This window comes from Metabacillus litoralis, from assembly GCF_020524045.1.
GTDB classification, from domain to species: Bacteria; Bacillota; Bacilli; order Bacillales; family Bacillaceae; genus Metabacillus; species Metabacillus litoralis_C.
Map to the genome: position 1 here is coordinate 1 of NZ_JAIVKL010000023.1, position 26,093 is coordinate 26,093.

Consider the following 26,093-nt stretch of genomic DNA (forward strand, 5'->3'; position numbering starts at 1 on the left):
TTATGATGAATAATCTAATCTTTTATGACATTTGCATTTCAATTAAACTTAGCTTGATTCAAACAGAAAATCGTCCAAAAAAACCTTACATAATTTGTAAGGTTAGCTTGATGACATTGAAGCTGAGCCTCCTCGATGCAAGAGCCTGCTTAGGTTTCAGCCATTCCTCTAGTTCCCTAGTGTCTTCCGCTTCATTCCCCTAGTTCTTAAAAATAGTATGCAAAATCAAAAAAACTAATGAAGAGGCAAATAAAAACCCGAATTGTTAGGTGAATGTTTAATTGACATATCACCTAACAATTCGGGTTTATCAGTAGCTTAAATACTAATGTCCTAACCTTTTTTAATTATAGCTATTTTCGTAAACTTTGTTGTTTTTATAATACTCATGGAACAACTCTGTATAAAGTCTATTGGCATCCTTTCTGCTAGTAAAGTACCATTTATGAGATAAAAAGTCCGTTTTCAATAGATAATTAAGTCAAATAGCAACAATATTTTAGAAAAAAGCATTTAAAATAGACACTTTTAGTAGTTAATGAGTTATAAAAACCTTCTTTATTTTGATTTTTGAATTAGATTGGAGAATATAAGTGAATATACTTAAAGGAAATTTTTATTTGTGAAAATTGTGTCGAAATTTAGGTTTTCGTAGTATAATTTAACTATATTTAAGCAGTTAATTGAAAAGTTACTATGAGAATGGAGATTTACTATGGAGAAACAAGAAGAGAAAGTGGTAAAGAATAATTTAACATTACAACAGGAAAATATGATCAGACGAAATTCAATTGTTTTTAAAGCGATTACATTTGTCACTGCACTTACATTGGTTGCTATTTTTACAATGGGAGCAGCAATGGAAACACATCAACTACTTTTAGTTGTTTCTCAATTACTCATCTGGGGAAGTTATACTTTTTTACATTTTAAAAGGATGTTTATAAAGTACATAAGGTATATCGCTGTCTTTGGTTCTGCCTTGTCCACTACAATTACGTTAGTTTTACAGCCAGCAGCATCAAACGTTTTTTCAATCTACTTTCTCATTATATTAGCACTTATATATATGGATAAGAAGTTATCAATAATAACTCAGGTTTATGGATTTTTAATGATGTTATATCTACTTTTTGGCCAAAATGATGTTATTAATATTTCGGAAGAAGATAAAATTACTTATATTATTTACTATGGATTAATTACAATACTAATCTTTTCTTTGCTACAAGTGACACTTCATGTTAGTAAGCAAATGGTAGAGTCAAGAAAGGAAACTGAATCTATCTTAGCTTTACAGAGTGAACAGAAAAACGCAATTGTTCAATTGGTGAGCGACGTTTCAAAGAATATGGGTGTTGTTTCAAAATCAAGTGAAACAAATAACCAATCTTTTCATGAAATGAATGCAACCTTTCAAGAAATTGCTTCAGGAGTGAACGCTCAAAATGAAGCTACTGTAGAAATTAATGGTTCAATCTCATCTATGACAGAAGTAGTAGAAAAGATGCTACAATCCATCACAACGTTAAAAGCAGAAACAGAAGGAACAAGTGAGCTTTCCAAGCATGGTCAAACTCAAATGCAAGATTTAACAGAAATAATCAGCAATTTTAAAGAAGAAATTGACTCAATGTCAGATGAAATTAGCGAATTAAACACTAAATTAGCAGTAACAAATCAATTTAGTAACACAATTAAAGAAATTGCAAATCAAACAAATTTATTATCATTGAATGCTAGTATTGAAGCAGCGAGGGCTGGAGAACATGGTCTTGGTTTTTCTGTCGTAGCAAATGAAATTCGTAATTTGTCAGATATGACCACAAAATCAGCAGAGCAAATTTCAGAGCAGCTTAATGAATTTACAAAGCAATCCGACAATACACGTAACAGGATGCTTCATATAGCTGAACAAATGGCTAAAAGTTATGAAGTAACAACACAGACAAAACACTCGTTTTCGGAAATAAATGCGGCTATTGTGAATCTTTCAGATTTAGCTGATATTAGTAACAAATTAATTTTAGAAATAAATTCAACTGTAGGAGTGATTAATAGCTCAACAGAAGAATTGGCATCCGTTAGTGAACAATCAAGTGCTTCCTTAGAGGAATTAATGGCTACTTTAGAAAATATTCTAGACGCCAATACAACAAGTGTAAGTAGTATTAAGGCAGTGGAGAAATCACTTACATCGATTTCATAATTGAAAAACACGATGATAAATTCCCTTATTTTAACTTTTTATAAAGTGGATAAGGGGATTTTTTTATGGGGAAATAATTAAGTCCATTAACATTTAATATAATAGGTACTCATGTCCATCATCAGCTCAATGACGGACAATTTCTCGTGCTTTCCTCTTACTCATGTCCGTCATAAGCTCAATGACGGACATTTTCTCATGCTTTCCTCTCGCTGATGTCCATCATCAGAGAAACAGAGTTTTATCGTATAAAAAGGACAATTTCTAATAAGAAATGATCCCACTAGACTATATGCGCTACTGTTTTCTTCAAATCCGTAAATAGCAAAAGAGTTTACGAAGACAGCCTATATAAAAAAAGTTATGAACAGAACCCGTGAAATAAGACCCAAAATGATATAATAATTGCATAAATTTGGATTGGGAATGGAGACTGGAAATGGGAGACAAAATACTGCTTATAGAAGATGATCTTTCCATTAGTGAGATGGTACGGGTGCAGTTTGAAAAAGAAGGTTTTATCGTAGTTACTGCTTTTGATGGGGAAGAAGGAGTGGAGAAATTCAGTCAGGAAGCATTTGATTTAATTGTGTTAGATTTAATGTTACCTAAAGTAAATGGGTTTGATTTGTTGAAGATTATTAGAGAGAAAAGCTTAATTCCTGTTCTCATTATGTCTGCGAAAGATGGGGATGTTGATAAAGCATTAGGACTTGGTTTTGGTGCAGATGATTATATTGCCAAACCCTTTTCTATGATTGAGTTAATTGCAAGAGTGCGTGCTGCCATAAGAAGATCTACATATTACACTGTTAGTGAAAAGGAAAAATCAACTATTATTAACATTGGTGATTTAACGATTGATTATAACAATTTTTCTGTACATAAGAGAGAAGTAGAATTAAAGCTAACGTCTAAGGAGTTTCATATTTTGAAGTTGTTTATTAGTCACCCTAAGCAAGTTTTTACTAAAGCGCAGATTTATTCTTCTGTATGGAAAGAAGATTATTATGGAGATGAAAATATTATCAATGTTCATATGAGAAGATTGCGAGAAAAGATTGAAGATCATCCGTCCGCTCCAATCTACATTAAAACATTATGGGGAATAGGCTATAAATTAGGGGATTTTTAAAATGAATATGATCTTATTTGTTATAATCATTATTTTATTAATGATTATTTTTAGAATGGCAAGACTTAATAATAAAATCAAAAGTAATTTGAAATACATAGACCAGAAATTAAATTTAATTATGGAAAAAGATACAGAAGAAAAGGTGCTTCTTCAGACAGAAGACCAAGATCTACGTTCATTGTTAACTTCCATTAATAAGATGTTGAGTTATAAGCAAAGAATCATAGCTTCATATAATAAGTCAGAAATTTCTACTAGAAGAATGCTTGCAAATATTACTCATGATTTAAAAACACCGCTTACAGTTATACTTGGCACGATTGAAATTCTATTGTATGATACATCGCTTTCTGAAAGTGATAGAGAAAAGCTATTAAAAAAAGTGGAGACGAAAACAATTGAAGTAACTGAGTTGCTTCAAAAGTTTTTTGATTTAGCTAAACTTGAATCAGGTGACTTAGAAATTCCATTGTCTCGGGTAAATCTCAGTGAAGTTTGCAAAGAGAGTATTTTGTCCTTTTATGAGGTTATCTCTGCAAAAAATATGGTAGTAGATATCGGGATTCCAGAGAAAGCTATCTATTCAATGGGAAATGAAGAAGCCCTCAAAAGAGTTCTCAATAATTTAATTTCAAATGCAATCCAATATGGAGTAGATGGAAATGTGATTGGACTTACATTAAGAGAAGAAGCCAAATATGCTTTTATAGATGTATGGGATAAGGGCAAAGGAATAAGTGAATTACATAAGGACTTTGTTTTTGAAAGAATGTACACTCTTGAAGATTCTAGAAACAAACGTTATCAAGGAAGTGGATTAGGACTTACAATCACAAAGAAATTAGTTGAGGAATTGGGCGGAGAGATTTCCCTTATCAGCAAACCTTATGAAAAAACAACATTCACATTAAGATTCGTTAAATTGAATTATTAAGGTGAGGGTCAGATCTCGAATAAGTTTTCACAGATGATTTCCTTCAAATACTTAAGATTTATGTAAGAATTGTTTAATAAAAAAGAGAAGATTATTGTTTATCATAAAGGTAAGTTGAAGGTGAAGGGAGTCAGGGAAATGACGATTATTGTTCGTACAAGGGAATTGACAAAAACATATAAAGGTAAGGAAGTCGTATCGAATGTAAACATGACTATTAAAAAGGGCGAGATTTATGGTTTTCTAGGTCCGAATGGATCTGGCAAAACAACAATCATGAAGATGTTAACAAATTTAGTGAAGCCAACATATGGTGAGATTGAAATTTTTGGAGAAAAGTTAACAGAAAGATCGTATGAAATTTTAAAAAGAATGGGTGGGATTATCGAGTATCCGGTGTTTTATGATCGACTGACAGCTAGAGAAAATTTAGAGTTACATTGTGAGTATATGGGTTATTACGATACTAAAGCGATCGACGATGCGATTGAATTAGTGAATTTGAAAAATATTGATGATAAATCAGTTAAAGACTTTTCTTTAGGAATGAAGCAACGACTTGGAATTGCTAGAGCGATCATTACAAAGCCTGAACTTTTAATACTTGATGAACCAATAAATGGCCTGGATCCTGTTGGGATTAGAGAACTAAGAAACCTTTTTAAAATGTTATGTAAAGAGTATGGAATAACCTTACTTATCTCAAGTCACATTTTAGGGGAAATCGAACAAATTGCCAATACAATTGGTGTGATTTCAGAGGGTAAGCTTGTTAAAGAAGTATCTATGGATCAAATTAGAGAACTAAATACAGGGTATATTGAGATGAATGTGAATGATGTGAAAAAAGCGCTATATATCATTGAAAATAAACTACGCTTAGTCAATTATAAGGTTGTTGGAGAAAACGGAATCCGAATCTATGACCAATCAGCATCATTACCTGTGATATCCAAAATGTTAATACTAAATGATGTGGCGATTGAAGAGATTTATAATAAAAATGATACGTTAGAGGATTATTTCTTATCGATAATAAATGGAGGTGGTATTAGTGCTTAAATTAATGTCATTAGAAATAAAGAAATTTAAATTAGGTGGATATGTTAAAGGGGCAATGATCGCCAATGTAATTCTTCTTGCATTTTTATTTTTTGCCTACTTTGTTGATAAAAGTGAAGGCTTGCAGACCTTTAAAGATTATAATGAACTCATGATTATGTCAGGTACTTTTATTAGGCTAATTTTTATCATCTTCTCAAGCGTTATTCTTTCAAGATTAATTATTGAGGAATATAAATCAAATACTATTAGTTTATTATTTACCTATCCAATATCGCGAAAAAAAATTATCCTTTCAAAACTGATTATAGCTTTTAGTTTTACTTTCATTTGTATAGTGTTATCAAATATCTTTATTGTTGGAATTATCTATTTTGTTGGTTTGTTTATGGATATCGTTCAAGAAGATTTGTCATTAGCCATTATTACAAGCAACATCATTCCACTATTTCTCTCAGCAATTTCATCTGCTGGATTAGGGTTACTTCCCCTTTATTTTGGAATGAGAAAGAAATCAATCCCAGCTACAATTATTTCGGCCATCATCATCACTTCTTTACTTAATTCAACAATCACTGATGGATTTTCTTTATACAATTATATTGTCATACCAATTGGACTTGGATGTTTAGGAGTTCTTATGGCGTATCTCTCAATAAGGAATATTGATACAGCGGATATTTAAACAACAATAAATTTAAATTAAGATCAGAACAAAATCAAAACAAAGGCATGACCCAATGGGTTTTGCCTTTTTTGATTTTAGGTTGTTTTTCTTAATATTCTAAAGAGGAATTTCTCATTGGAGAGAGTTGAAAAGCTGCCACATGACTTAATTTACTTAAAGTTTTGAAGACAACAAAGTTTATAAAGCAGGAGTACTGAGCCCAGCCTTGACATTGATAATAGTTTTCAATTAGAATAATACATAGATAATGATAATCATTTTCATTTAAGGTTGTGGAAGAAAAGATATGGAGAAAATGAGTTCCGTTGAGGAGATTCTTTGTACAGAATGTGGATTTATTTATGACTTTAATTTGGATGGCATTCTACCCGACGATTTTTGTTCTTGTTGTGGAATAAGCATGCTCGATATTTTAATAGTCGATAAATGAATGGAAAACATTCATTTTACGAGGTTTAAATTTTCTCATTGTTATGATCTTCAGCTTACTAACATCGTTGCTGTAAATATAGTGAAAGGAAGAAATGTCTAAATGATCAATAATATTCATCAGAAAAAACCAAATGATGAGCTTCATCATTTAGAGTCATTCATAAAGTGCCCATATAAACTTTTTTATCAGCATATTTTAGACATGAAAGAAGGGCAACTACAATGGAGACAGGTTGTTCAATTACATATAAATTGGGTTGTTCAGGGCTATTTTCAGCTTCCATTTAATAAACAAACAACATTATCTCTTTTGAAGCTAATACAACAAAGCTGGAGAAAAGTAAGTCCAGCTTTGTTTCAATCTAACGAAGATTATTATCTTGTATTAGCAAAAACAACAGATCATTTACTTCAATATGTTTCATCAGGAGCAAATGAAAAAACATCACTTTTTCTAAATAACACTCTTAATAAAAATGTACTAGAATTGGAAACACAGCTATCTTTAACATTAGAACTCGTAGATTGTACTTCAAATACATTTAAAATAAAAAAATATCTTCTTGAAGAAAATCAAGACTTAATCGAGTTATATAGCAATTTAATAGCCGTCTTTTCGTTCGAAGCATTTGGCTTACTTCCTGAAAAAATCGAAATGATTACTTTGTTAGAAGGCGAAATGTTTACGTACATACCTAAAGAGGAAGATATTCCTAAGGGAGTCATGTATATCGATTATTTAAAAACTGCTTTAATCCAGCCTCTGGGTTTTAAAAAGGAAAGCTCATTAAAAGAGTGTCTGAATTGTCCATTTACTGAACAATGTATGGATAACAACTTTAGTGCAAGCTATTTAGCGAAATCAACTACTAACAAGTATCTTCATTAATAGATCAATTGATTATATAAGGAGTGGCTATAATGCATCACTATTTCATTGTCGAAAAAACGTTTGAGCATATGATTGAATGTTTCTGTCCGGATGGAGCTCATGAAGATTCAATAGAGATCAAGAAAGCAGATATAATTGAAGTTACAAATGATCGTCAATACATGTCTGATAATGGCTGGTATATTAAAGTATTTTTAAATAATTATTGGCATTTCCATATAGCATTAGAAGATTTGGAAAAGTATTTTACTCAAGGTATGATCGTTTCATTAGTTGATTTAGAGTTGAAAATTAATCATTTAAATTATTTAATTGATCAATCACTGAGTAAAGGTGATAAATTCTCATTTTTGCAATCTACCAAAAGACTAAAAGAATCTAAATATCTTAAACTCAACCTAGAGAGTTATCTAAGTCGTGAGGCAGAAAATCTATTTATGTCATAATTAAATGATCTTGCTACCTAACACTAATATAGAAAATACGTAAAAGTAACATTCTAAAAGGTGTGATCAATAATGGGAGAAACACTTAAGAAAGAACAAACAATACAACAATTATTAAGATTAAATTGCTATAAATCCTCTGATAATCGCCAGTTGTATGAATTAACTTTAAGTGAATTAGAAAATGAATATAACCTATTAACAAGCCAGCGTGTGAGCAACTCAAGGTAATTTGAGTTAGCGTAGTGTCACCGTTTGATTTTAGACTTGAATATAGATTAGTTGTGATTATTTAAAGCTCTTTTCGTACATTCTTTAAAAACATTTGTAGTCGAATTTAGCTTTAGAGGTTACATTCAAAAAACGTATCATTCAACTATAACCACAGTAAAAGCCAATCAAATTACGATAATTTGATTGGCTTTTTAGATTATATTTTTTGTTTCCTCAACAAACCCAAAGAGCTTCATGAACTTTTTTGAATTTGTTTATATAAATATTGATAAGATTTTGATTCCTCAACCATCCCTAATTCACCATATAGCTTTATTAACCATCGTATTGGAATAGAATTTGTCGGATTCATCTCAATGTCCCAGAGAAAACAATCGATTGCTTGTGGAAGTTGTTTTAATTCATAATATAACTCACCCATATCCAGTTGTTTATCAGGTTCTTCACTTATTTCATACATTTTTTTTATCGTATTAATAGATGGTAAAGGCAAATGCATGAAGGGTTGTAACCAGTTATAGGTATATTTAATATCATGTGTTTCAAATAGTCGTGGAAGAAGAGTAACAATTAGTTTTTCTAATTGTTGACCGTTAGTAGAAGCAAGATGTTCTGCTTGGAAGGTTTCGAAAGAAAGGGATTTTCCATCCAAATGATTTATCGCTTCAACTAGCAAATCAGTTTGGCTAGGTGATAAGGACGTTGGATTTTCTGTTAAGATCGTAAAAATATCTTTGTATTGCTTTGCAGATACCAAAATAGAAAGTAAATGTTGTTGAACTTTATCTTTATTTTCATTAGAGCTTTGCTGGTTATATAGGTTATATAAAATAGATATTGCTTCTTGTTTAGTGAAATTTGAATGGAGAATGACCTGGATTTCGTCAAAATAATGATTAAAGCTGTGTGGATTTGTTGATAAGTTATGAAGATGTAAAGCAAGACATTCTAGGATTCTTGATTCAGAACGTAACTTTTTTTGCAGAAGAGCATAAATGTGATCAGCTTCTTTATGAAGATAAAGTTGATTTTCAGCATGTAGGGGGTCATATGTTAGCAATGCTTCAATTTCAGATTGATAGCGAATTGAATATTTCTGGTAATCTATGTGAGTAATTAAAGAGTTAGACCATTTATTCGTTGGGTATTTTTCTTGAGCTAATCGTAGGATACGATATGCGTGTAGGAATTTACCACTTCTACGGAACTGTAGAAATGCTTTTTTCATCAAAGATAAGATATCTTCTTTCTTTAAATAACAATCAAAAGCAGTCAAGATATGAAAAGCTTCCGTTTTTTGATAGGTGTTATTGATCGTTTTCCAAAGTGTAATTAAAGTAGTAAATGTTTGGATTGACTGATTAGATAAAAAGGAAGAAAGTAATGGATGAGGAGAAGGAATGAAAATACCTTTAGTTAAAATTAGTTTAAGATATGATTTTTGTTTTATTTTTGCTGTCTTTTTTCCTGTGAGAAATCTATTTTTATAAAAAAATAAATAATAGCATTCATCATTTTGGGGTGTGTAGGATTCTAAGACTTGGAACCCTTGAAAAAAATAAAGCCCTTTTACAGTTAAAGTGATGTCTTGTTTATGATCTTTCACAGAAATAACGTTATTGTTTTTCATTTTGATCAATCCCTTCACACTTCGTTATACTAATTGTAACACTAGTCAAGTGAAATATGAAATTTATAAAAAAATGAAGTGATTTTAGGCTTAATTAATCGTAATTTTACATAATTATCCAATAATATACTGGTTCTAACTAAAAGAACAATTTAAACAGCAAAAAAAGACCCGAATGATTAGGTGAAAGATTAATTGAAAATCACCTAATCATTCGGGTTGATCACTATCTAACTATTTATGTCACAGCATCATTTTACAATATCTCAGAAAAACTCCCAGATTCAAGAAGTTCAATAATTTCCTCAGGAGGAAGAGGTGGAGAAAATAAGTATCCTTGTCCAAGATGACAGTGATTTTCTGTTAGCTTTTGCACTTGATCACTTGTTTCGATTCCCTCTGCAACGACATCTAAGTTTAAGTTTAAACCTAATTTTATAATAGATTTGATCATCATTGAGTTCACAGAATCTGACATGTTATTCAAAAAGGATTTATCAATTTTTATCGTATCAATTGGCAATTCCTTAAGAACGTTAAGTGAAGAATATCCTGTACCAAAATCATCAATAGATACTTTTACTCCTAAATGACGTAATTTGGTCAGTACGTCAATGGAATGGTTAATATCCTGCATGATGCTTTCTGTGATTTCTAATTCCAGTAATTGTGGATTTAGTCCTGTTTCTTTCAGAATAGAAGATACCTTGTTTATGAAGCTACTATCTTGGAATTGACGGACAGAGACATTCACTGAAACAGAAAGATTTGCCAGGCCGTTCTCTTGCCATAGCTTAGTTTGTCGACAAGCCTCTTTTAAAACCCATTGACCTACATGAATGATTTGTCCTGTTTCTTCAGCGATAGGAATAAATTCCATTGGTGAAATTGATCCTAACTTAGGGTGTTCCCACCTTAATAAAGCTTCCACTCCAATGATTTTACCTGAGTGTAATTCAACCTTAGGCTGATAAACAAGATGAAATTCCTTGTTTTCAATTGCTTTTCTTAAGCCATTTTCTAGCTTCATTTTTTGAGCTAGTAGCTTATGTAATGATTCATTATAAAAATGAAACGTGTTTTTTCCATTTTCCTTTGCTAAGTACATAGCTGCATCTGCATGCTTTAGTAATTTACCAAAAGTATGACCATTTTCGGGGTACATACTAATACCAATACTAGGCGATACAGAAATTTCGTACCCATTTATGGAAAAAGGGGACTGGAAGTCAGCTAATAACTTTTTAACAATACTAACACAATGTGGTTTTGTTGTTTCAGGAAGGACAATGACAAATTCATCACCGCCGAGTCGATAGGTTATCCCATTCTTTTCTAGTGTTTGTTCTAGCCTCTTAGCAACTTCTTGCAACAAACAATCTCCAAAATAATGACCTAATGTATCATTGATATTTTTAAAACGGTCCAAGTCAATTAATAAAAGGGCTGTTCTTGTTGAATCTTCAGTTGCTTTTTTGAGAACCTTTTGTAGATCTTCTTGGAATTTTGGACGATTATATAGACCTGTTAACTGGTCATGAAATGCCAAATATCGGTACTCATTTACTAATTTTTGATTTTTTTTCATGAAAGAAAACTGACGTATTAAAATTAGAAAAAATGAAACGGTTAATCCCATACTAAGTGCATTTAGATTATTACTATAGCTGTGGATAACCAAGATAAGAAGAGAAATAACACAAACATAAGGTATCGCAATGTCTATATTGCTAGGTGCTTCTTTTTTTGAAATACTTGGTTTCGTTTGTTTCTTTTTAAATTTCAACCCTGCAATACCTAACAATAGTGTTGATATCTGCCAAATTGGGTCGATTAAGCTGCCAATTTGGTAAAGATCAACATGTAATAAATATACATAAATCGAGTCAACTAAAACCTGAAGTGAAAATGCTAGAGTGATAAGCAAATAGGTTCTTTTTTGTTGAGTATTTCTTGAAATATAGTAAAGATAGAGGGTGACAAATAAGATACTAAGATCTAAAATCGGGTATGCTAATGTAAGAATCGTAATGCCAATAGAATACTCTGATAGAAGCCAAATAGGTTCTATTAAATAGTGGATACTTAAAGATATAGCAACTGTCATAAAGATAATCAAATTAAACATGTATGGACGATTATCCACAGTATGCTTAAAGGAAATTATTTGAAATATCAGTGCAACTAAATAAAATAGATAAGCTAAAACCCATATGAAATAGGTCAAACCTGAAAAAAGTGGGGCTCCATAAATTGCCTCTACATACCAAATGGTGTTTGAAATAAATGATGTAAAAACGCCAAAGCATAATAATAACCAAAAGTATTTTTCTGTACCTTCAACTTCCCTATACGTCTTTATGAGCCAATTTAAACTAACAATTCCTCCGAGTAATATAAAAAATGATGTTCCTAGTAATTGTAGAGATTCATTACCTCGGAATGTTAAAATCCAAGTATAAAAACAAATGATATAAAAAATCAGAATAAAAACTGGAGAACGCAACAGTTTCATTATAGTTATCCTCCACATGAGTTCATATTTTAAATAAGGTGTTACAAACTGGTTATTAAATAGCGGAAGTTATCCGTTGTATCACGGTTGCGAACAATAAAGACATTATTAGAAATAAACACAAAAAATTCAGCTTTCACTACTAATTGAAATTCTACAATTATATAAAACAAAAAAAGCTATATCCAAAGAGATATAACTTTTTTATCCCATTGGTAACCCAGCCACCTTAGTTTCCCGTAGGTCTGAAGCTTTGCGTCCCCATTTTTCAATGGGTTTGCCTTTTTCAATTTCATTATGTAGTTTTTCCTATAATATAGTTCTATTATACTATTTATCTTTAGTTTTCGATATGGGTATTTTTTGAATATGCATATTTCTTTATAAGGTAGAACTTTGTACCTGATTTCTGTGTCTAATTCTAGCGGATAAGGGTGACGTGGTACTTATGATTATAATTTTAATTTCAGAATATTATGTCAGTTTATATAACAGGAATATAGAATACATCTTTTACCTTTTGTATAGTTAAGTTAACAAAAGGTAAAGGGGCTATCGAAATGAAAAAATCCAATGTTGGTTTATTCACGTTTTTAGTTTTAACAGTAAGAATTGTATTTACCTATTAATGTAATGTGCGGAAGATTGAATTCATAAATATAAATGAAGTAAGTCTAGGTTATTAGGTGCATATCGATGTGATTTGCATCTTTTTTTTTATTTTGTTAATTAGATCTTGCCGATCAGCAATACATTTTTGAGGTCTACCTTCAACCTTAATCGACCAATATTATTTTTTAACACGCCAAATAGCTTTTACCCGCTCATTAAATGAATAATATCAACCATTCTCCATCTTTTCTCGACCAATAAGAGCGAGAGGAAAGCCAGAGCAAAAGTCCGTCATAGAGCTGATGAAGGACATAATCAAGAGGAAAGCCAGAGCAAAAGTCCGTCATAGAGCTGATGAAGGACATAATCAAGAGGAAAGCCAGAGCAAAAGTCCGTCATAGAGCTGATGAAGGACATAATCAAGAGGAAAGCCAGAGTAAAAGTCCGTCATAGAGCTGATGAAGGACATAAGCGAGAGGAAAGCCCAAGTAAAAGTCCGTCATATAATTGATGAAAGACATAAGTACTGAGATGAGGTGCTCCTGGAAACTAAATGAGGAAATGCAATATTAGATTGTGTTCTACACAACGCAATAGTCGTGTATATTGTTGGGTTTTCTTTCAGAATTAAAGATCACTTAGAAAAAAAAGGTGTTACTTCATTTTTGAGCATTCATAAACGATCAGAATTGTACATCGTTAGCTTGATATTTACAACCAATATAAATTTTTCGCATGCCAAACAGTTTTTTACCCGACCATAAAATGCTTGTAATCGGTCATTTTCCATCTTTTTCCGGTTATCACTACATTTTTACTCGCCACCAATTCTTTCCTAGCCTATCCCAAAAGTTACCGGACATATACACATCTTTACAAGCTATCTATTCTCTCGACAAATCCAACTAGTTTTTCAACCTTTCAGTAGATCTATTATCTCTTCATACATGTACCAATTCTGTATAAGAGCTTAGCGATTAGCAGAATTATAGGTCCAGTGAATATAATTTTCTTCGTTACGAGCAACAATAAAGACAAAAAAGCTTCACTATAGAAGTTGCTATTTTATAAATAGCTATGCTATTATATGTTAGTACTTAATGACCGTTTTGGTAATTCGGTCATTAAAAGAGGATACCCGAGGTGATTGTATGGTGGTTGATCGGAAGAAATTAATTATTGAAGCAGCTACTGAGTCTTTTTCTTTATTTGGCTACAAAGCAACAACTATGGATCAGGTGGCGAAAATAGCTAATGTAGGAAAAGGAACGATTTATACATTTTTTAAAAACAAAGAAGAGTTATTTGATGAAATTATTACATCTCTTATCCAAGAAATGAAAATGGCAGCTGAAGCAGCAATGGATAAACATGCTTCTTTTTATGAAAATGCTTCTAGTTCACTTTATGCATTATTAGATTTTCGTAAAAAACATCAGTTGATGTCTAAGTTATTTCACGAAGAAAGAGAAATGGGTACGAGAGAAGTATTGGAAGTGATGAAAAAGCTGGAAAAAGTGGTTGTTTCCTATATTAAGGATATTGTTCAAGGTGCAATTGATAAAGGAGAAATTAAGCCATGTAATCCGGAAATGACAGCATTTGTTATGTTAAAACTGTATGTGTCACTCATTTTTGATTGGGAAAAAGATCATGAGCCGTTAAATAAAGAAGAAATTACACATTTATTTGAGCTTTATTTATTCAAGGGCTTATCAAGTTCATAAATAGAAGTAATTAGTTATGAACTTTTTTTTATCATAAAATGACTAAATGAACAATATAGTCAAAAAGGTGAAAGGTGGTATTTGAATGAATCTGTTTTTTGCAGAATGGAAGAATATTTTACGAAATAGAAAGGTTTTTATTCCAATTCTAGCTATTGTTTTTATCCCAATTTTGTATGCTGGAATGTTTCTTTGGGCATTTTGGGATCCATATGATCAACTCGAAGATTTACCTGTTGCGATTGTAAATATTGATGAAGGAGCAGAGTTTGAGGAGGAACACTTACAGCTTGGAGATGAACTAGTCCAAAATTTAAAGGAGAATAGAAAGTTTAAATTTGATTTTGTTTCTAAACAAGCTGGTTATGATGGGCTAGAAGATGGGACTTATTATATGGTAGTAGAAATACCTAAAGAATTTTCGGAAAATGCAACAACATTATTAGATGATCAGCCGGAAAAATTGCATTTAAAATATATTCCAAATGAAGGATCTAACTTCTTATCCGCTCAAATCGGAGATTCAGCTGTTAAAGAAATTAAAAGTGCAATTTCTAAAGAAGTAACATCTACTTACGCTGAATCAATTTTCGAGAAAATAACAAAAATGGCAGATGGATTTGATACAGCTAGTGATGGTGCTAGTGAATTAAGTGATGGTGCAAGCAAAGTGAAAGATGGCTCCGTTACTCTTAAAGACAATCTAGAAACACTGGCATCAAAATCACTAGAATTTCAGCAAGGTGTAAATAAAGTTCAATCAGGATCTGGTGAACTGAATGATGGCGCAAAGAAGCTTGCTGAAGGTGTAAATCAATTATCAGCAGGAAGTGATAAACTTCTTGCAGCATCAAAACAAGTAAAAGACGGATCACAGCAATTATCTTCTGGAATGAACCAAGTGAATGATGGACTTCAAGAAATAAATAAAAAAGTACCTTCATTAGTAGATGGTACAAATCAGGTAAATGAAGGACTTGTTCAATTTCATCAACAATTTCCACCGCAAATGGCTGCAGGAATTCAAGCACAATTAAAAGAATCTTCCGTTTCCATGAATAATGGATTAGATGAATTACAGAATGTATTAAGTGAGGAACTTGCTGCTGGGTTAACAGAGAAGATTTCTACTGAACAATCAGAGCAAATGACTGCTATTTTTTCCGTACTAGAGAAAAATAACGTCGATCCTGCGATCATAAGTGGAATTCAGCAACAAGTTGTGGCAAATGCACCTTCAAAAGAAGAAATGCAAGCACAATTAGAAAAAGGGATAAGTGAAGGATTAACTACAGGTTTTACTCAATATAAATCGGCTGTAAATGAGCAGATGTTATCTTCTGGTAATAAATTAGAAGATAGTATTAAAGCAGCTATCGATCCAACGCTTAGTCAATTAGAAAATGGTTTATCTAAAATCAATGACAATCAAGCTGCACTTCAAGATGGGATAAAACAAGTAGCAGATGGATCTACATCTGTTAATCAAGGAGCAACTGATCTTAAAACAGGTCAAGCTGAATATGTTGATCAATTTACGTTATTTAACGAAAAGCTACATGATGCACAAGCTGGTGGAAATAAATTAGTTTCTGGTGTAACTAGTTTGGATTCAGGTATAAGTCAATTGTCAGAAGGATCTGCTAAAATAAGTGATGGTTCTACTCAGTTAGCTGAAGGTTCTAAAGAATTAACAAATGGAACAGGAAAGCTTGCAGATGGAACATCAGAGTTATATGAGAAATTAGGAGATGCTGCAGAAGAAGCAGGCTCTGTTCAAGCAACTAACAACACCTTTGATATGATCGGTGAACCTGTTGATGTAAGCAAAGAAGGAATTAATAAAGTACCAAACTATGGTACAGGTTTTGCTCCGTATTTCTTGTCTTTAGGATTATTTGTTGGTGCGTTATTAATTTCGATTGTTTATACATTGAAAATTCCTACGATTCAACCAAAAAGTGGATTTTCTTGGTTTATCGGAAAGTTTGGTGTTATCGCAATAGTAGGTGTATGCCAAGCAATGGTTGCTGATGTGATTTTATTAGTAGGACTTGGACTCGAGGTAACAAATGTACCAATGTTTCTTTTCCTATCAATCATCATTAGTTTAACATTTATGTCATTAATTCAATTACTCGTTACAACATTAGGTGATCCAGGAAGGTTTATTGCGATTCTTATTCTTATTTTCCAACTAACAACAAGTGCGGGAACATTTCCACTTGAAATGATTCCAAAAGCATTACAACCAATTCACGCGTTTCTTCCAATGAGCTATACGGTATCAGCTTTTAAAGCTGTAATATCAAGTGGAGACATGACAGTAGTATGGCATAACATCTTTATCTTAATGGGTTACATGTTAGGATTTGTTATCATGACATTAACTTACTTTATGATTAAACATAAAAAACTAGCGATTTCAACTAGTGAAAATGGTTTAGCATCATAACTAAGAAGGGGTCAGACATTTTTAAATGTCTGACCCTTGTTACGTTAATATGGTAAAGTGTGCATTTGAGTCTAAAATCAATCTAAAGTAAAATAAAGGAACATTTATAAAGGAAAAGGTGTAATCAATGAAGAAGGTTATTGTGATAGGAGCAGGTATTCTTGGGGCATCAACGGCATACCATTTAGCTAAGTATGGGGCTGATGTAACGATAATTGATCGTCAAGATAAGGGGCAGGCGACAGGTGCAGCAGCAGGAATTGTTTGTCCTTGGATTTCACAAAGACGAAACAAAGCTTGGTACCAGTTAGTTAAAGGTGGTGCAAGATATTACCCAGAGCTGATTGAAAAGTTAAAAGCTGATGGTGAAACATCAACAGGTTATCGTCGTGTTGGTGCAATAAGTTTACATAGAGATCCTGAAAAATTAGAGAAAATGGCAGAAAGAGCAATGAAAAGACGTGAAGATGCACCTGAAATAGGGGAAGTAAAGATATTATCTCCAGAAGAAACACAAAAGTTATTTCCACTGATAGCAGAAGAATATAGCTCTGTTTATGTAAGTGGTGGTGCACGTGTTGATGGAAAAGCTGTGCGTGATGCATTAGTGAAAGCTGCTATTAAGAATGGTGCAACATTTATTGAAGATGATGCTGTTTCCTTACTTGCTGAGGACAGCCAAATAAAAGGTGTCAAAATCAGAGAGCAAGAGTTAACGGCTGACAAAGTGATTATAACTGGTGGAGCATGGTCGCATCAATTAGTAGAAGCATTAGGAATGACCTTTAAAGTAACACCTCAAAAGGCACAAATTATTCATTTAGAAATAAATCATACGAATACAGGTGATTGGCCTGTTGTGATGCCACCAAATAATCAATATATTTTATCGTTTGAAGAAGGCCGAATCGTTGTAGGTGCGACACATGAAGATGAGGCAGGCTTTGATTTGCGTGTAACAGCAGGTGGCCTTCATGAGATATTAGATAAAGCGTTACAAATTGCTCCAGGTTTAGCGGAAAGTACAATGCTAGAAACAAGAGTGGGATTTCGACCTTTTACACCAGGATTTCTTCCAATTATCGGAGCTGTACCGAATTATAAAGGATTGCTCGTTGCAAATGGTCTTGGAGCTTCAGGATTAACAAGTGGTCCTTATCTTGGTTTACAGCTAGCAAATCTTAGTCTTGATATGGAAACAGAAATTGATTTGGATCAATATCCAGTTGCAGGGGCAATAGAGAAGTAAATGTCTTAATTAAACGTTTGTATAAGGAGGTAGATGCACAAGTATGGTGGAATTAATACTATCTATAGTCCTGCTCATTAGCTTACTAGCTTCGATTTATCTTACCGTAAAAAAGAGAAAGAGATTGGGGATAACAGGTTTTAAAACGAGTTTAACATCCATTTGTTTTTTCTCCATTGCAGGAGTAAATTTAGTTGCTTATTGGTTTAATTTATTCGGAATGGGTAGTTGGTTAGTAACGATGCTTCTCTTATTCGCAGGTGCTTATTTTACAAAATATATGCCTCGTGAAAATTTCAGCGAAAAAAAATAATAAATATTTACACGTTGTGTTGGTATCTCTAGGTGCCGTGGACTTGAATGAAAGTTTTCACCTAGATGATAAGTCAAATAGGAATTGAAAGGGGGAAAGAGCACCTTCAATTCCTAATGATCTTAGTTCCACAGGCTGACCAAGGCACTTAAGCTATTTTACCTGTTCACTGATTTAGATTGATACATATCCTTTTTAAAAAAATGATAGATTTCTTGTCTTCTAAATATATAGAGGAGTGATATCTCATAATTAATGATGAATTTAAATCGTATAGACCATAACTTTTATCGCAAAAACACTTAATTGATAAAGAAAATAAACGCTAAAACCAACAAATGTAAAAAATACTAGGAAAGTAGCAGGTAATATATGTTTCATATAGAAAACCTCACAATCTATTAAGAATAATATAAATTGTTACCAAATCTGCAGATTTTATACGTAATATTTGATAGAAAACAATTTTTTTCTAAAAGCACATCGTAACTTTACTATTTAAGGTCTATGACCAGCTTTTTAAGCATATGAAATGATGTAATAATATAGTTGCATAAAAACACCATGCTTATCATAAAGGCTATGTTTATGCTCAATGTTGATTTTAAGCATGTTGTTGGTTGGATTCGTAACTAGGATTACCCTGTACAATGAAAAGTGAATGCCTGTAGAGCAAATCAATAAAATAGCTTACTTTTAATTAATTATCTTATTTAGGTGGGGAAATTGTATGCAACCTTACGTTCCAATTATTGAAACGAAGCTAGTTCCACCAGCCATAAAGGATTCATATATATATAGACTTTCAGTGATTAAGAAAATGAAAGGGCTTACAAGTTATCCGGTGACAATTATTCATGGTGGTGCTGGCTATGGAAAAAGTACAGTAGTTAGCCAGTTTGTGAGGCAATGTAAACTACCCGTTTGTTGGTATACGGTAACAGATCAAGATGATGATATCTTTCCTTTTATAAAATATGTGACCTATTCAATACGCAAGCACCTTCCTTTATTTGGTGAAGAATTATTACAAACAATGGATAAGATGGATTATTGGATGAAGGATGACCAATTACAACTTTTAAGTGCATTATTCATCAATGAGTGTTTAAACGTAAACAAAGAGTTTGTCATAGTGATAGATGATTTTCAACTTGTTGATCATGCCTTTATGATTAATCAATGGATAGAGAAAGTGTTGAGTTTAATTCCGAATAATGTTCATTTTTTATTTTCGACAAGAACTAAACCAAAGTGGAATATGTTGATTAAATTAAAAGTAAGTGGCGGGCTTTTAGAAATTGGTGAGGATGACTTAATGTTGTCTGAAGAGGAAAGTAGTGTTTTTCTGACAGATTTCCACCAATCACAGATGACAGATAGGCAATTAAAGCATATTCATAAATTAACAGAAGGATGGATTATTGCCCTAAATATGATTGGCAGTCAACTTACTGAGTCAAAAGATATTGATTCAGTTTTGAAGCATACTCATTCATCAATGAAAGAACTTTTTGATTACTTAGCACAAGAAGTGTTTAACAAGCAATCACCTATTCTTCAGCAATTTTTAATAGAGTCTGCAATTTTTAATGAATTAGAACCAGAGATTTGTGATGTTATTTTAGGTATTAATGGCTCACATACGATGCTTGAACAATTATTTGTAAAAAATATTTTTATTCAAAAGCTTGAAGGAAATAAGTATCGTTTTCACGCTTTGTTTAAAGCCTTTTTAAAAAGAAGAGGAATGGAAGAACAGCAAACACATTTACAAGTTTTATTTCAAAAATGTGCAAGATACCTAGAGGGGAAAAATCGTTTTGAAGAGGCGATGTTGTATTACGATGAACTCAAAGATGAAAGAGCAATAGCAACAATATTATTACTTATTAGTGAACGAATGATTCAAGGTAGACAATTGGAAACGTTACTTGAGCGTTTACAATCTCTTTCTGAACAAACCAAACATCAACAGTATTCATTATGGTTTTTTGAAGGAGAAGTTTGGCGCTATCGTTCTTATTATGATAGAGCATTTACTTGTTATCAACATGCAATCGATGCTGGTAAAAAGGGTAATGATTTTCTCCTTTTAAGTAAAGCAAATGAAGGGATGGCTAATATCTATCTAGATACAATCCAACCTGGTAAAGCTGAGCGGTATTTGGCAGAAGCCGTAAGGTGTTTAGAAAAGATTGATGGGGATCAGAAGGATAAAGATCGGTTATATCGTATGCTTGCAGAAAACCTTGTTAATTCTGGTCAAGGAGCTAAGGCATTAATATGGTATCAAAAAAGTGAGATGGATGAAAATTCGTGGATAGAGGGAAATCTAGATGCTCGAATGCTTCTTCGAACAGGTAAAATTGAAGAAGCAAAAAAGCTGTTGAATAATAGAACAAATGCTAATAATCCACATTTACCACAAGCACATCGAGAAACCGAATTGTTGTTATCATTACTTGAATCTTTTTGTGGCAATGGTGAAGAAGCGAAACAGTTAGCACAAAAGGGGATTCAACAAGGAATTGATCAGCAGTCTGCATTTATTGAAGCTTGTGGTTGGATTAGGATGGGGCATGCTGTTGGAATAATGAGTCGCTACGAAGAAAAAATGACAATTATTTGCTATGAAACAGCTTTGCAATTAATGGATTCAATAAAAGTGGAACGAGGAAAAGCTGAACCATATATGGGTTTGTGTGTGATGTATGGAAGAAAGGGAGAATGGGAAAAAGCAAAAGAGCTAGGTGAGAGGGCTTTATATGAAACAGAACGGGTGACTGATTTTTGGCTTTCAGCCATCATAAAAATGTGCATTGGAGTGGCGGCATTTTATAGTCATTATTATGATGATAGTAAACAGTGGCTTGAGGATGCTTTAGCATCTTTTAAACAGTGTGGAGATCTTTATGGTGAGATGCTTTCAGCGATGTGGATTTCTTTAGTAGCACAGCAGTCTAATGATAAAGAGTTGTTTATTGAGCATGTTTATACTTTTCTACAAAAAGTTCAACTTGGAAACTATGAATTTATTTTTACAGAGAGAACCATGCTAGGGCCAAAAGACTTACAACAATTTTTGCCGCTTCTTGTTGAAGCAAGAAATGAGAATATCCACCAAAACTATATTTCTAAATTACTTGCGAGTTGGGGTTATGCACATATTGATTCACACCCAGGTTATACATTAAGAGTAAATGCATTAGGAGATTTTCAAGTTTCATTAGGTGATAGAGTCCTTGATGATGTGGATTGGCAGCGTGAAAAGGGAAAGGAGCTTTTTCAATATTTTCTTATAAGGAAAAATCACCTTATGCGTAAAGAAGAAATTCTGGATGATTTATGGCCTGATGGTGAGGAGAAAAATAGTAATCGAGATTTCAAAGTCGCGTTTAACGCATTAAATAAGGCAATAGAGCCAAACAGAAAGCCACGTGCACAAACTTATTTTATCCTTCGCCAAGATTCATCTTATGGTTTAAACAAAAGAGCGGTGATCAATTATGATGTTGACCAATTTGAGCAATGGATTGAGGAGGGATTAAAGGAGAAATCAGTTTTAACAGCAAAACAACTTTTAGAAAAAGGCCTAGGTTATTATAAAGGTGATTTCTTACATGATAGAAGAGCATATCCATGGATAATAGTTGAAAGAGAGCGGCTGAAGCAGCTATTTTTGCAAGGCTCAGAAAAACTCGCTAGATTGCATATTCGCTTAAATGAGTTTGACGAAGCAATAAGGATTTGTAAGGAAATTCTTATAAAGGAAGCAACCTGGGAAGAAGCCTATCGTTTATTAATGTATGGCTATTATCAGAAAAATAATCGACCACAAGCACTACTGTGGTACAAAGAATGTGTGAGAATTTTAAATGAAGAGCTTGATGTAGAACCAATGGAAGCGACAAAGCAAATGTATAAAATGATACGAAATGAAGATGTATCATTAGCTCTGAAAAAAGAAGCTTTGTAGATATGCTTGATGTGATAGTTGCCGAAAAAATCAATATATAAGGGTAAAGTGAGAAGAAAATCACAACAAGTAAAATATAGCGAAAAAAGACCAGCATTTCCTGAGTTCAGGGAAAGTAGCTGGTCTTTTTTTGAGGTGATGAGAATCGTGATGATCAATGGTTAGTGTAAGGTTTCAAATAACGTAATATCCGAGAATACTGAAATTCAAACAGCTCCGTCATTACCCTCTGTAACTCATTTGTAACTACGACACAGTAATCTATTTGTAAGGCTAAATCGTGGATTTGCCACGATCAAGGTCAGGAGAGTGGAAACTTGTTATTTGAAGAAACTTACAAAAGGGGGAAAAGTATGAAATCTTTACGATGGTCAATTTTATCTGTATTAATGGTGTTCACGTTGCTCTTTACAGCAGCTTGTAACAGCAATGAAACAACTTCAGGAGATAAAGAGTCAAAAGATGAAGGAACATCAGAAGCAGCTGAACAAGGCACAGTTAAGATTGGAGTTCTTGCTTCATTAACAGGTGCGTTGGAATCATATGGCTTACAAACAAAGCAGGGGTTTGAGTTAGGTCTTGATTATGCAACAGATGGAACGATGGAGGTTGCAGGGAAAAAAATAGAGGTTGTGTTTGAGGATACGGAGACTAAGCCTGAGGTAGCTGTTCAAAAAGCTACTAAGTTATTAGAAGAAGATGAAGTTGATTTCCTTGTTGGCTCATCAAGTTCGGGTGATACCCTAGCTGTTTTACCACTTGCTGAGGAATACGAAAAAATTATGGTTGTCGAGCCAGCCGTTGCTGACAGTATTACAGGATCTGAATTTAATCCATACGTATTCCGTACAGCGCGTAACTCTTCACAAGATGCGATAGCAGGTGCTGCAGCCATTGCCGGTGATGGAGTGAAAATCGCGACATTAGCACCAGATTATTCTTTTGGAATCGATGGTGTGGCAGCTTTTAAAGAAGCTGCAGAAAAGCTTGGTGCAAACATCGTATTAGAAGAATACGCTGATCCAGCTGCAACTGATTTTACAGCAAATATTCAAAAAATCATTGAATCAGATCCTGATTACTTATTCGTCATTTGGGCTGGTGCGAACTCACCATGGAACCAAATAAGTGATATGAAACTTCAAGATAAAGGAATTAAAGTTTCAACAGGTGCTCCAGATATTGCAGCATTAGCCACAATGGAGCCACTTATCGGGATGGAAGGTTTCTCTGTTTATTATCATGGACTTCCAACAAATGATATTAATGACTGGTTAGTGAAAGAACATCAAGCTCGTTATGATGGATCACTACCAGACTTATTTACACCAGGTGGAATGAGTGCAGCGATTTCAATTGTTGAAGCATTGAAAAAATCAGAAGGTGATGTTGATGGAAATAACTTAATAGAAATCATGGAAGGAATGAGCTTTGAAACACCTAAAGGAACGATGACATTCCGTCCAGAAGATCATCAGGCATTGCAAACAATGTATGCGATTAAGCTTGAAAAACAAGATGGAGTCGATTACCCAGTACCAGTTTTAGTAAGGGAATTGTCACCTGAAGAAACTGCCCCACCAATCAGAAATTAAACATGAAGATATGAAGACTTGTTTAATGAACCTAATTATCGCTTGAAAAGCTCCTTTTTATCAAGAAAAGATATCTAGAGAATGAATAAACTGCTGTTTACTACGGATGGTTAAATGCAACAAGTTTTTCTGCAAACAGCATAATGAAAATAGCTGATCTAGTCAGAATGATAATAAGACTAGGTCAGCTCTTTCTACTTAGGCTATGTTAAAGCTTAATGTTGATTTTTAGCACTTTGTTGATTGGAGTGAAAGGCATGAGACTCCTGCTTAGAGAAGCGTGTCAAAGGGAGACCCCACAGGCGCTTGCGCCGAGGAGGCTCCCGGACCTAGGAAGAATTGCACTTTGAAAAAGCCAGTAATTGGGCTTTTTCATTATTCTTCCCTAGGAAAAAAGTTACTTTTTTCCCGGGAAAGCGAATGCCTGTAACGGAAATCAACAACAAAGTTTAACAGAGCCTCTACTTAAAAAAAGAGGTGGGTTTGCGTATGAAGATTCTAGAAACAAAGGACTTAACCATTGCTTTTGGAGGTCAAGTAGCTGTTGATTCTGTTAATTTATCGATAGCAGAAAAAACATTCACGTCCATTATTGGACCAAATGGTGCAGGGAAAACAACCTTATTTAATTTGTTAAGTGGTCAGTTAAAACCAACAAAAGGGAAAATTTACTTCAAGCAAGAAGATGTGACACAACTTTCCTCCACAAAGCGAACAAGAAAAGGCATGGGTAGATCCTTCCAAATTACAAACGTTTTTCCAAACTTAACCGTATTAGAAAACGTCAGACTTGCTGTGCAATCTCAAGTAGGCGTTCGATATCAAATGTTGAGGCATTTTTCTGCTTATAAAAAAATGACAGAAGAAGCGTACTACTTGCTTGAACAAGTGATGATGGAAGGAAAAGCAAATACTCTAGCAAGTAATCTTGCCCACGGGGAAAAGCGTAAGCTCGAGATTGCTATGTTATTAGCACTTAAAACGGAATTACTTTTGTTAGATGAACCAACCGCAGGTATGTCATTAGAGGAAGTACCAGCTATTTTAAAAATAATCAATGATATAAAACGTTCAGGAGAAAGGACAATTGTGTTGATTGAACATAAAATGGATATGATTATGGACTTGTCTGATACGATTGTTGTTTTATTTAATGGACGAAAACTAGCTGCTGGGAAACCAGAAGAAATCATGAATAATGAAACAGTTCAAACGGCTTACTTAGGAGGTTTATATGATGACCACACTGCTTGATGTTCAAGATATTCAAACGTTTATCGGTCAATATCACATTCTCCAAGGGGTATCATTTACAGTGAAAAAAGGAGAAGTAACGGTATTGCTTGGGCGTAATGGTGCAGGAAAAACAACAACTTTACGCTCAATTATGGGACTTAATCCTATTTCTAAAGGAAGTATTGTGTTTAACGATGAAGAAATACATGAACTAGCTCCTTACGATATTGCAAGAAAAGGAATTGGATTTGTTCCAGAAGATCAAGGAGTTTTCAGTGGATTAACTGTAGAGGAAAACATGAAGGTAGCGATGCAAAAGCAAGATGATCAAACATTAGCAAGAATGGATAAGATTTTAACTCTCTTTCCAGACTTGAAAAAGTTTTGGAAAAAGCAAGGGGGTTATTTAAGTGGTGGGCAAAAGCAAATGCTTTCCATTGCAAGAGCTTATTTAAATCATAATGAATTATTACTGATTGATGAACCAAGTAAAGGTTTGGCTCCAATTGTTGTTGAGAAGGTAATGGAATCGATCATGGAGATGAAAGAACAAACGACGATCGTGTTGGTTGAACAAAATTTCCGCATGGCCATGGGAGTTGGTGACACCTTCTACATTATAGATGATGGTCAAAGTGTTGGAACAGGTAGAATGAAAGAACTTGCTGAAAATGAAGAGCTAAAACGTAAGTACTTAGGAATCGCCTAATAAAAAAACGTTATCACTTAATAAGGAAAAGAAGGTGA

General features: G+C 33.3%; 18 protein-coding genes and 1 riboswitch. Of the genes, 16 read left to right on the forward strand and 2 right to left on the reverse strand.

Annotation, left to right across the window (positions count from 1 at the left end; translation table 11 throughout):
* Positions 1–715 precede the first annotated feature (715 nt).
* From LC076_RS21490 to LC076_RS21525, 8 genes are all read left to right on the forward strand, one after another.
* Positions 716–2,209, forward strand: coding sequence for a methyl-accepting chemotaxis protein (locus LC076_RS21490; RefSeq protein WP_226671203.1), 1,494 nt, complete (start codon positions 716–718; stop codon positions 2,207–2,209).
* A gap of 439 nt (positions 2,210–2,648) precedes the next feature.
* Positions 2,649–3,344 carry a response regulator transcription factor gene (locus LC076_RS21495; RefSeq protein ID WP_319005577.1) on the forward strand — a complete coding sequence of 232 codons (696 nt, stop codon included), beginning with the start codon at positions 2,649–2,651 and terminating at the stop codon, positions 3,342–3,344.
* Between the two features lies 1 nt (position 3,345).
* Positions 3,346–4,281 carry a sensor histidine kinase gene (locus LC076_RS21500; RefSeq protein WP_226671204.1) on the forward strand — a complete coding sequence of 312 codons (936 nt, stop codon included), beginning with the start codon at positions 3,346–3,348 and terminating at the stop codon, positions 4,279–4,281.
* Between the two features lie 138 nt (positions 4,282–4,419).
* Positions 4,420–5,343: an ABC transporter ATP-binding protein gene (locus LC076_RS21505; protein ID WP_226671205.1), complete on the forward strand. Its 924-nt coding sequence runs from the start codon at positions 4,420–4,422 to the stop codon at positions 5,341–5,343.
* The gene (locus LC076_RS21510) at positions 5,336–6,028 is read left to right on the forward strand and encodes an ABC transporter permease (RefSeq protein WP_226671206.1); all 693 of its coding nucleotides are present in this window, start codon (positions 5,336–5,338) and stop codon (positions 6,026–6,028) included. The genes LC076_RS21505 and LC076_RS21510 overlap by 8 nt, the downstream gene beginning before the upstream one ends.
* Positions 6,029–6,563: 535 nt before the next feature.
* The gene (locus tag LC076_RS21515) at positions 6,564–7,352 is read left to right on the forward strand and encodes a hypothetical protein (RefSeq protein ID WP_226671207.1); all 789 of its coding nucleotides are present in this window, start codon (positions 6,564–6,566) and stop codon (positions 7,350–7,352) included.
* A gap of 32 nt (positions 7,353–7,384) precedes the next feature.
* Complete coding sequence (locus LC076_RS21520; protein WP_226671208.1) at positions 7,385–7,801, forward strand: hypothetical protein; 417 nt, start codon at positions 7,385–7,387, stop codon at positions 7,799–7,801.
* A gap of 72 nt (positions 7,802–7,873) precedes the next feature.
* Entirely contained in the window at positions 7,874–8,032 is a 159-nt protein-coding gene (locus LC076_RS21525; protein WP_226671209.1) for a Fur-regulated basic protein FbpA, read from the forward strand.
* 235 nt (positions 8,033–8,267) lie between these two features.
* On the opposite strand, the gene LC076_RS21530 is transcribed toward LC076_RS21525, so the two are convergent.
* Both LC076_RS21530 and LC076_RS21535 read right to left on the reverse strand, forming a co-directional pair.
* Positions 8,268–9,665, reverse strand: coding sequence for a hypothetical protein (locus tag LC076_RS21530; protein WP_226671210.1), 1,398 nt, complete (start codon positions 9,663–9,665; stop codon positions 8,268–8,270).
* Positions 9,666–9,921: 256 nt separating this feature from the next.
* Positions 9,922–12,180 (reverse strand): putative bifunctional diguanylate cyclase/phosphodiesterase, encoded by a 2,259-nt coding sequence (locus LC076_RS21535; RefSeq protein WP_226671211.1) that lies wholly within the window; start codon positions 12,178–12,180, stop codon positions 9,922–9,924.
* Between the two features lie 211 nt (positions 12,181–12,391).
* Positions 12,392–12,472, reverse strand: a riboswitch (cyclic di-GMP riboswitch).
* A gap of 1,471 nt (positions 12,473–13,943) precedes the next feature.
* On the opposite strand from LC076_RS21535, the gene LC076_RS21545 reads away from it, so the two are divergent.
* From LC076_RS21545 to LC076_RS21580, 8 genes are all read left to right on the forward strand, one after another.
* Positions 13,944–14,519 carry a TetR/AcrR family transcriptional regulator gene (locus LC076_RS21545; protein WP_226671212.1) on the forward strand — a complete coding sequence of 192 codons (576 nt, stop codon included), beginning with the start codon at positions 13,944–13,946 and terminating at the stop codon, positions 14,517–14,519.
* 85 nt (positions 14,520–14,604) lie between these two features.
* Positions 14,605–16,974: a YhgE/Pip domain-containing protein gene (locus tag LC076_RS21550; RefSeq protein WP_226671213.1), complete on the forward strand. Its 2,370-nt coding sequence runs from the start codon at positions 14,605–14,607 to the stop codon at positions 16,972–16,974.
* Between the two features lie 127 nt (positions 16,975–17,101).
* Positions 17,102–18,223, forward strand: a complete 1,122-nt coding sequence (locus LC076_RS21555) for an NAD(P)/FAD-dependent oxidoreductase (protein WP_226671214.1) — start codon at positions 17,102–17,104, stop codon at positions 18,221–18,223.
* 43 nt (positions 18,224–18,266) lie between these two features.
* Positions 18,267–18,536: a hypothetical protein gene (locus tag LC076_RS21560; protein WP_226671215.1), complete on the forward strand. Its 270-nt coding sequence runs from the start codon at positions 18,267–18,269 to the stop codon at positions 18,534–18,536.
* A 730-nt stretch (positions 18,537–19,266) separates the two neighbouring features.
* Positions 19,267–22,515, forward strand: a complete 3,249-nt coding sequence (locus LC076_RS21565) for a BTAD domain-containing putative transcriptional regulator (protein ID WP_226671216.1) — start codon at positions 19,267–19,269, stop codon at positions 22,513–22,515.
* 353 nt (positions 22,516–22,868) lie between these two features.
* On the forward strand, positions 22,869–24,110 hold the full coding sequence (locus LC076_RS21570) for a substrate-binding domain-containing protein (protein WP_226671217.1): 1,242 nt from the start codon (positions 22,869–22,871) through the stop codon (positions 24,108–24,110).
* Positions 24,111–24,599: 489 nt separating this feature from the next.
* On the forward strand, positions 24,600–25,364 hold the full coding sequence (locus LC076_RS21575) for an ABC transporter ATP-binding protein (protein ID WP_226671218.1): 765 nt from the start codon (positions 24,600–24,602) through the stop codon (positions 25,362–25,364).
* On the forward strand, positions 25,348–26,055 hold the full coding sequence (locus LC076_RS21580) for an ABC transporter ATP-binding protein (RefSeq protein WP_226671219.1): 708 nt from the start codon (positions 25,348–25,350) through the stop codon (positions 26,053–26,055). The genes LC076_RS21575 and LC076_RS21580 overlap by 17 nt, the downstream gene beginning before the upstream one ends.
* Positions 26,056–26,093 lie beyond the last annotated feature (38 nt).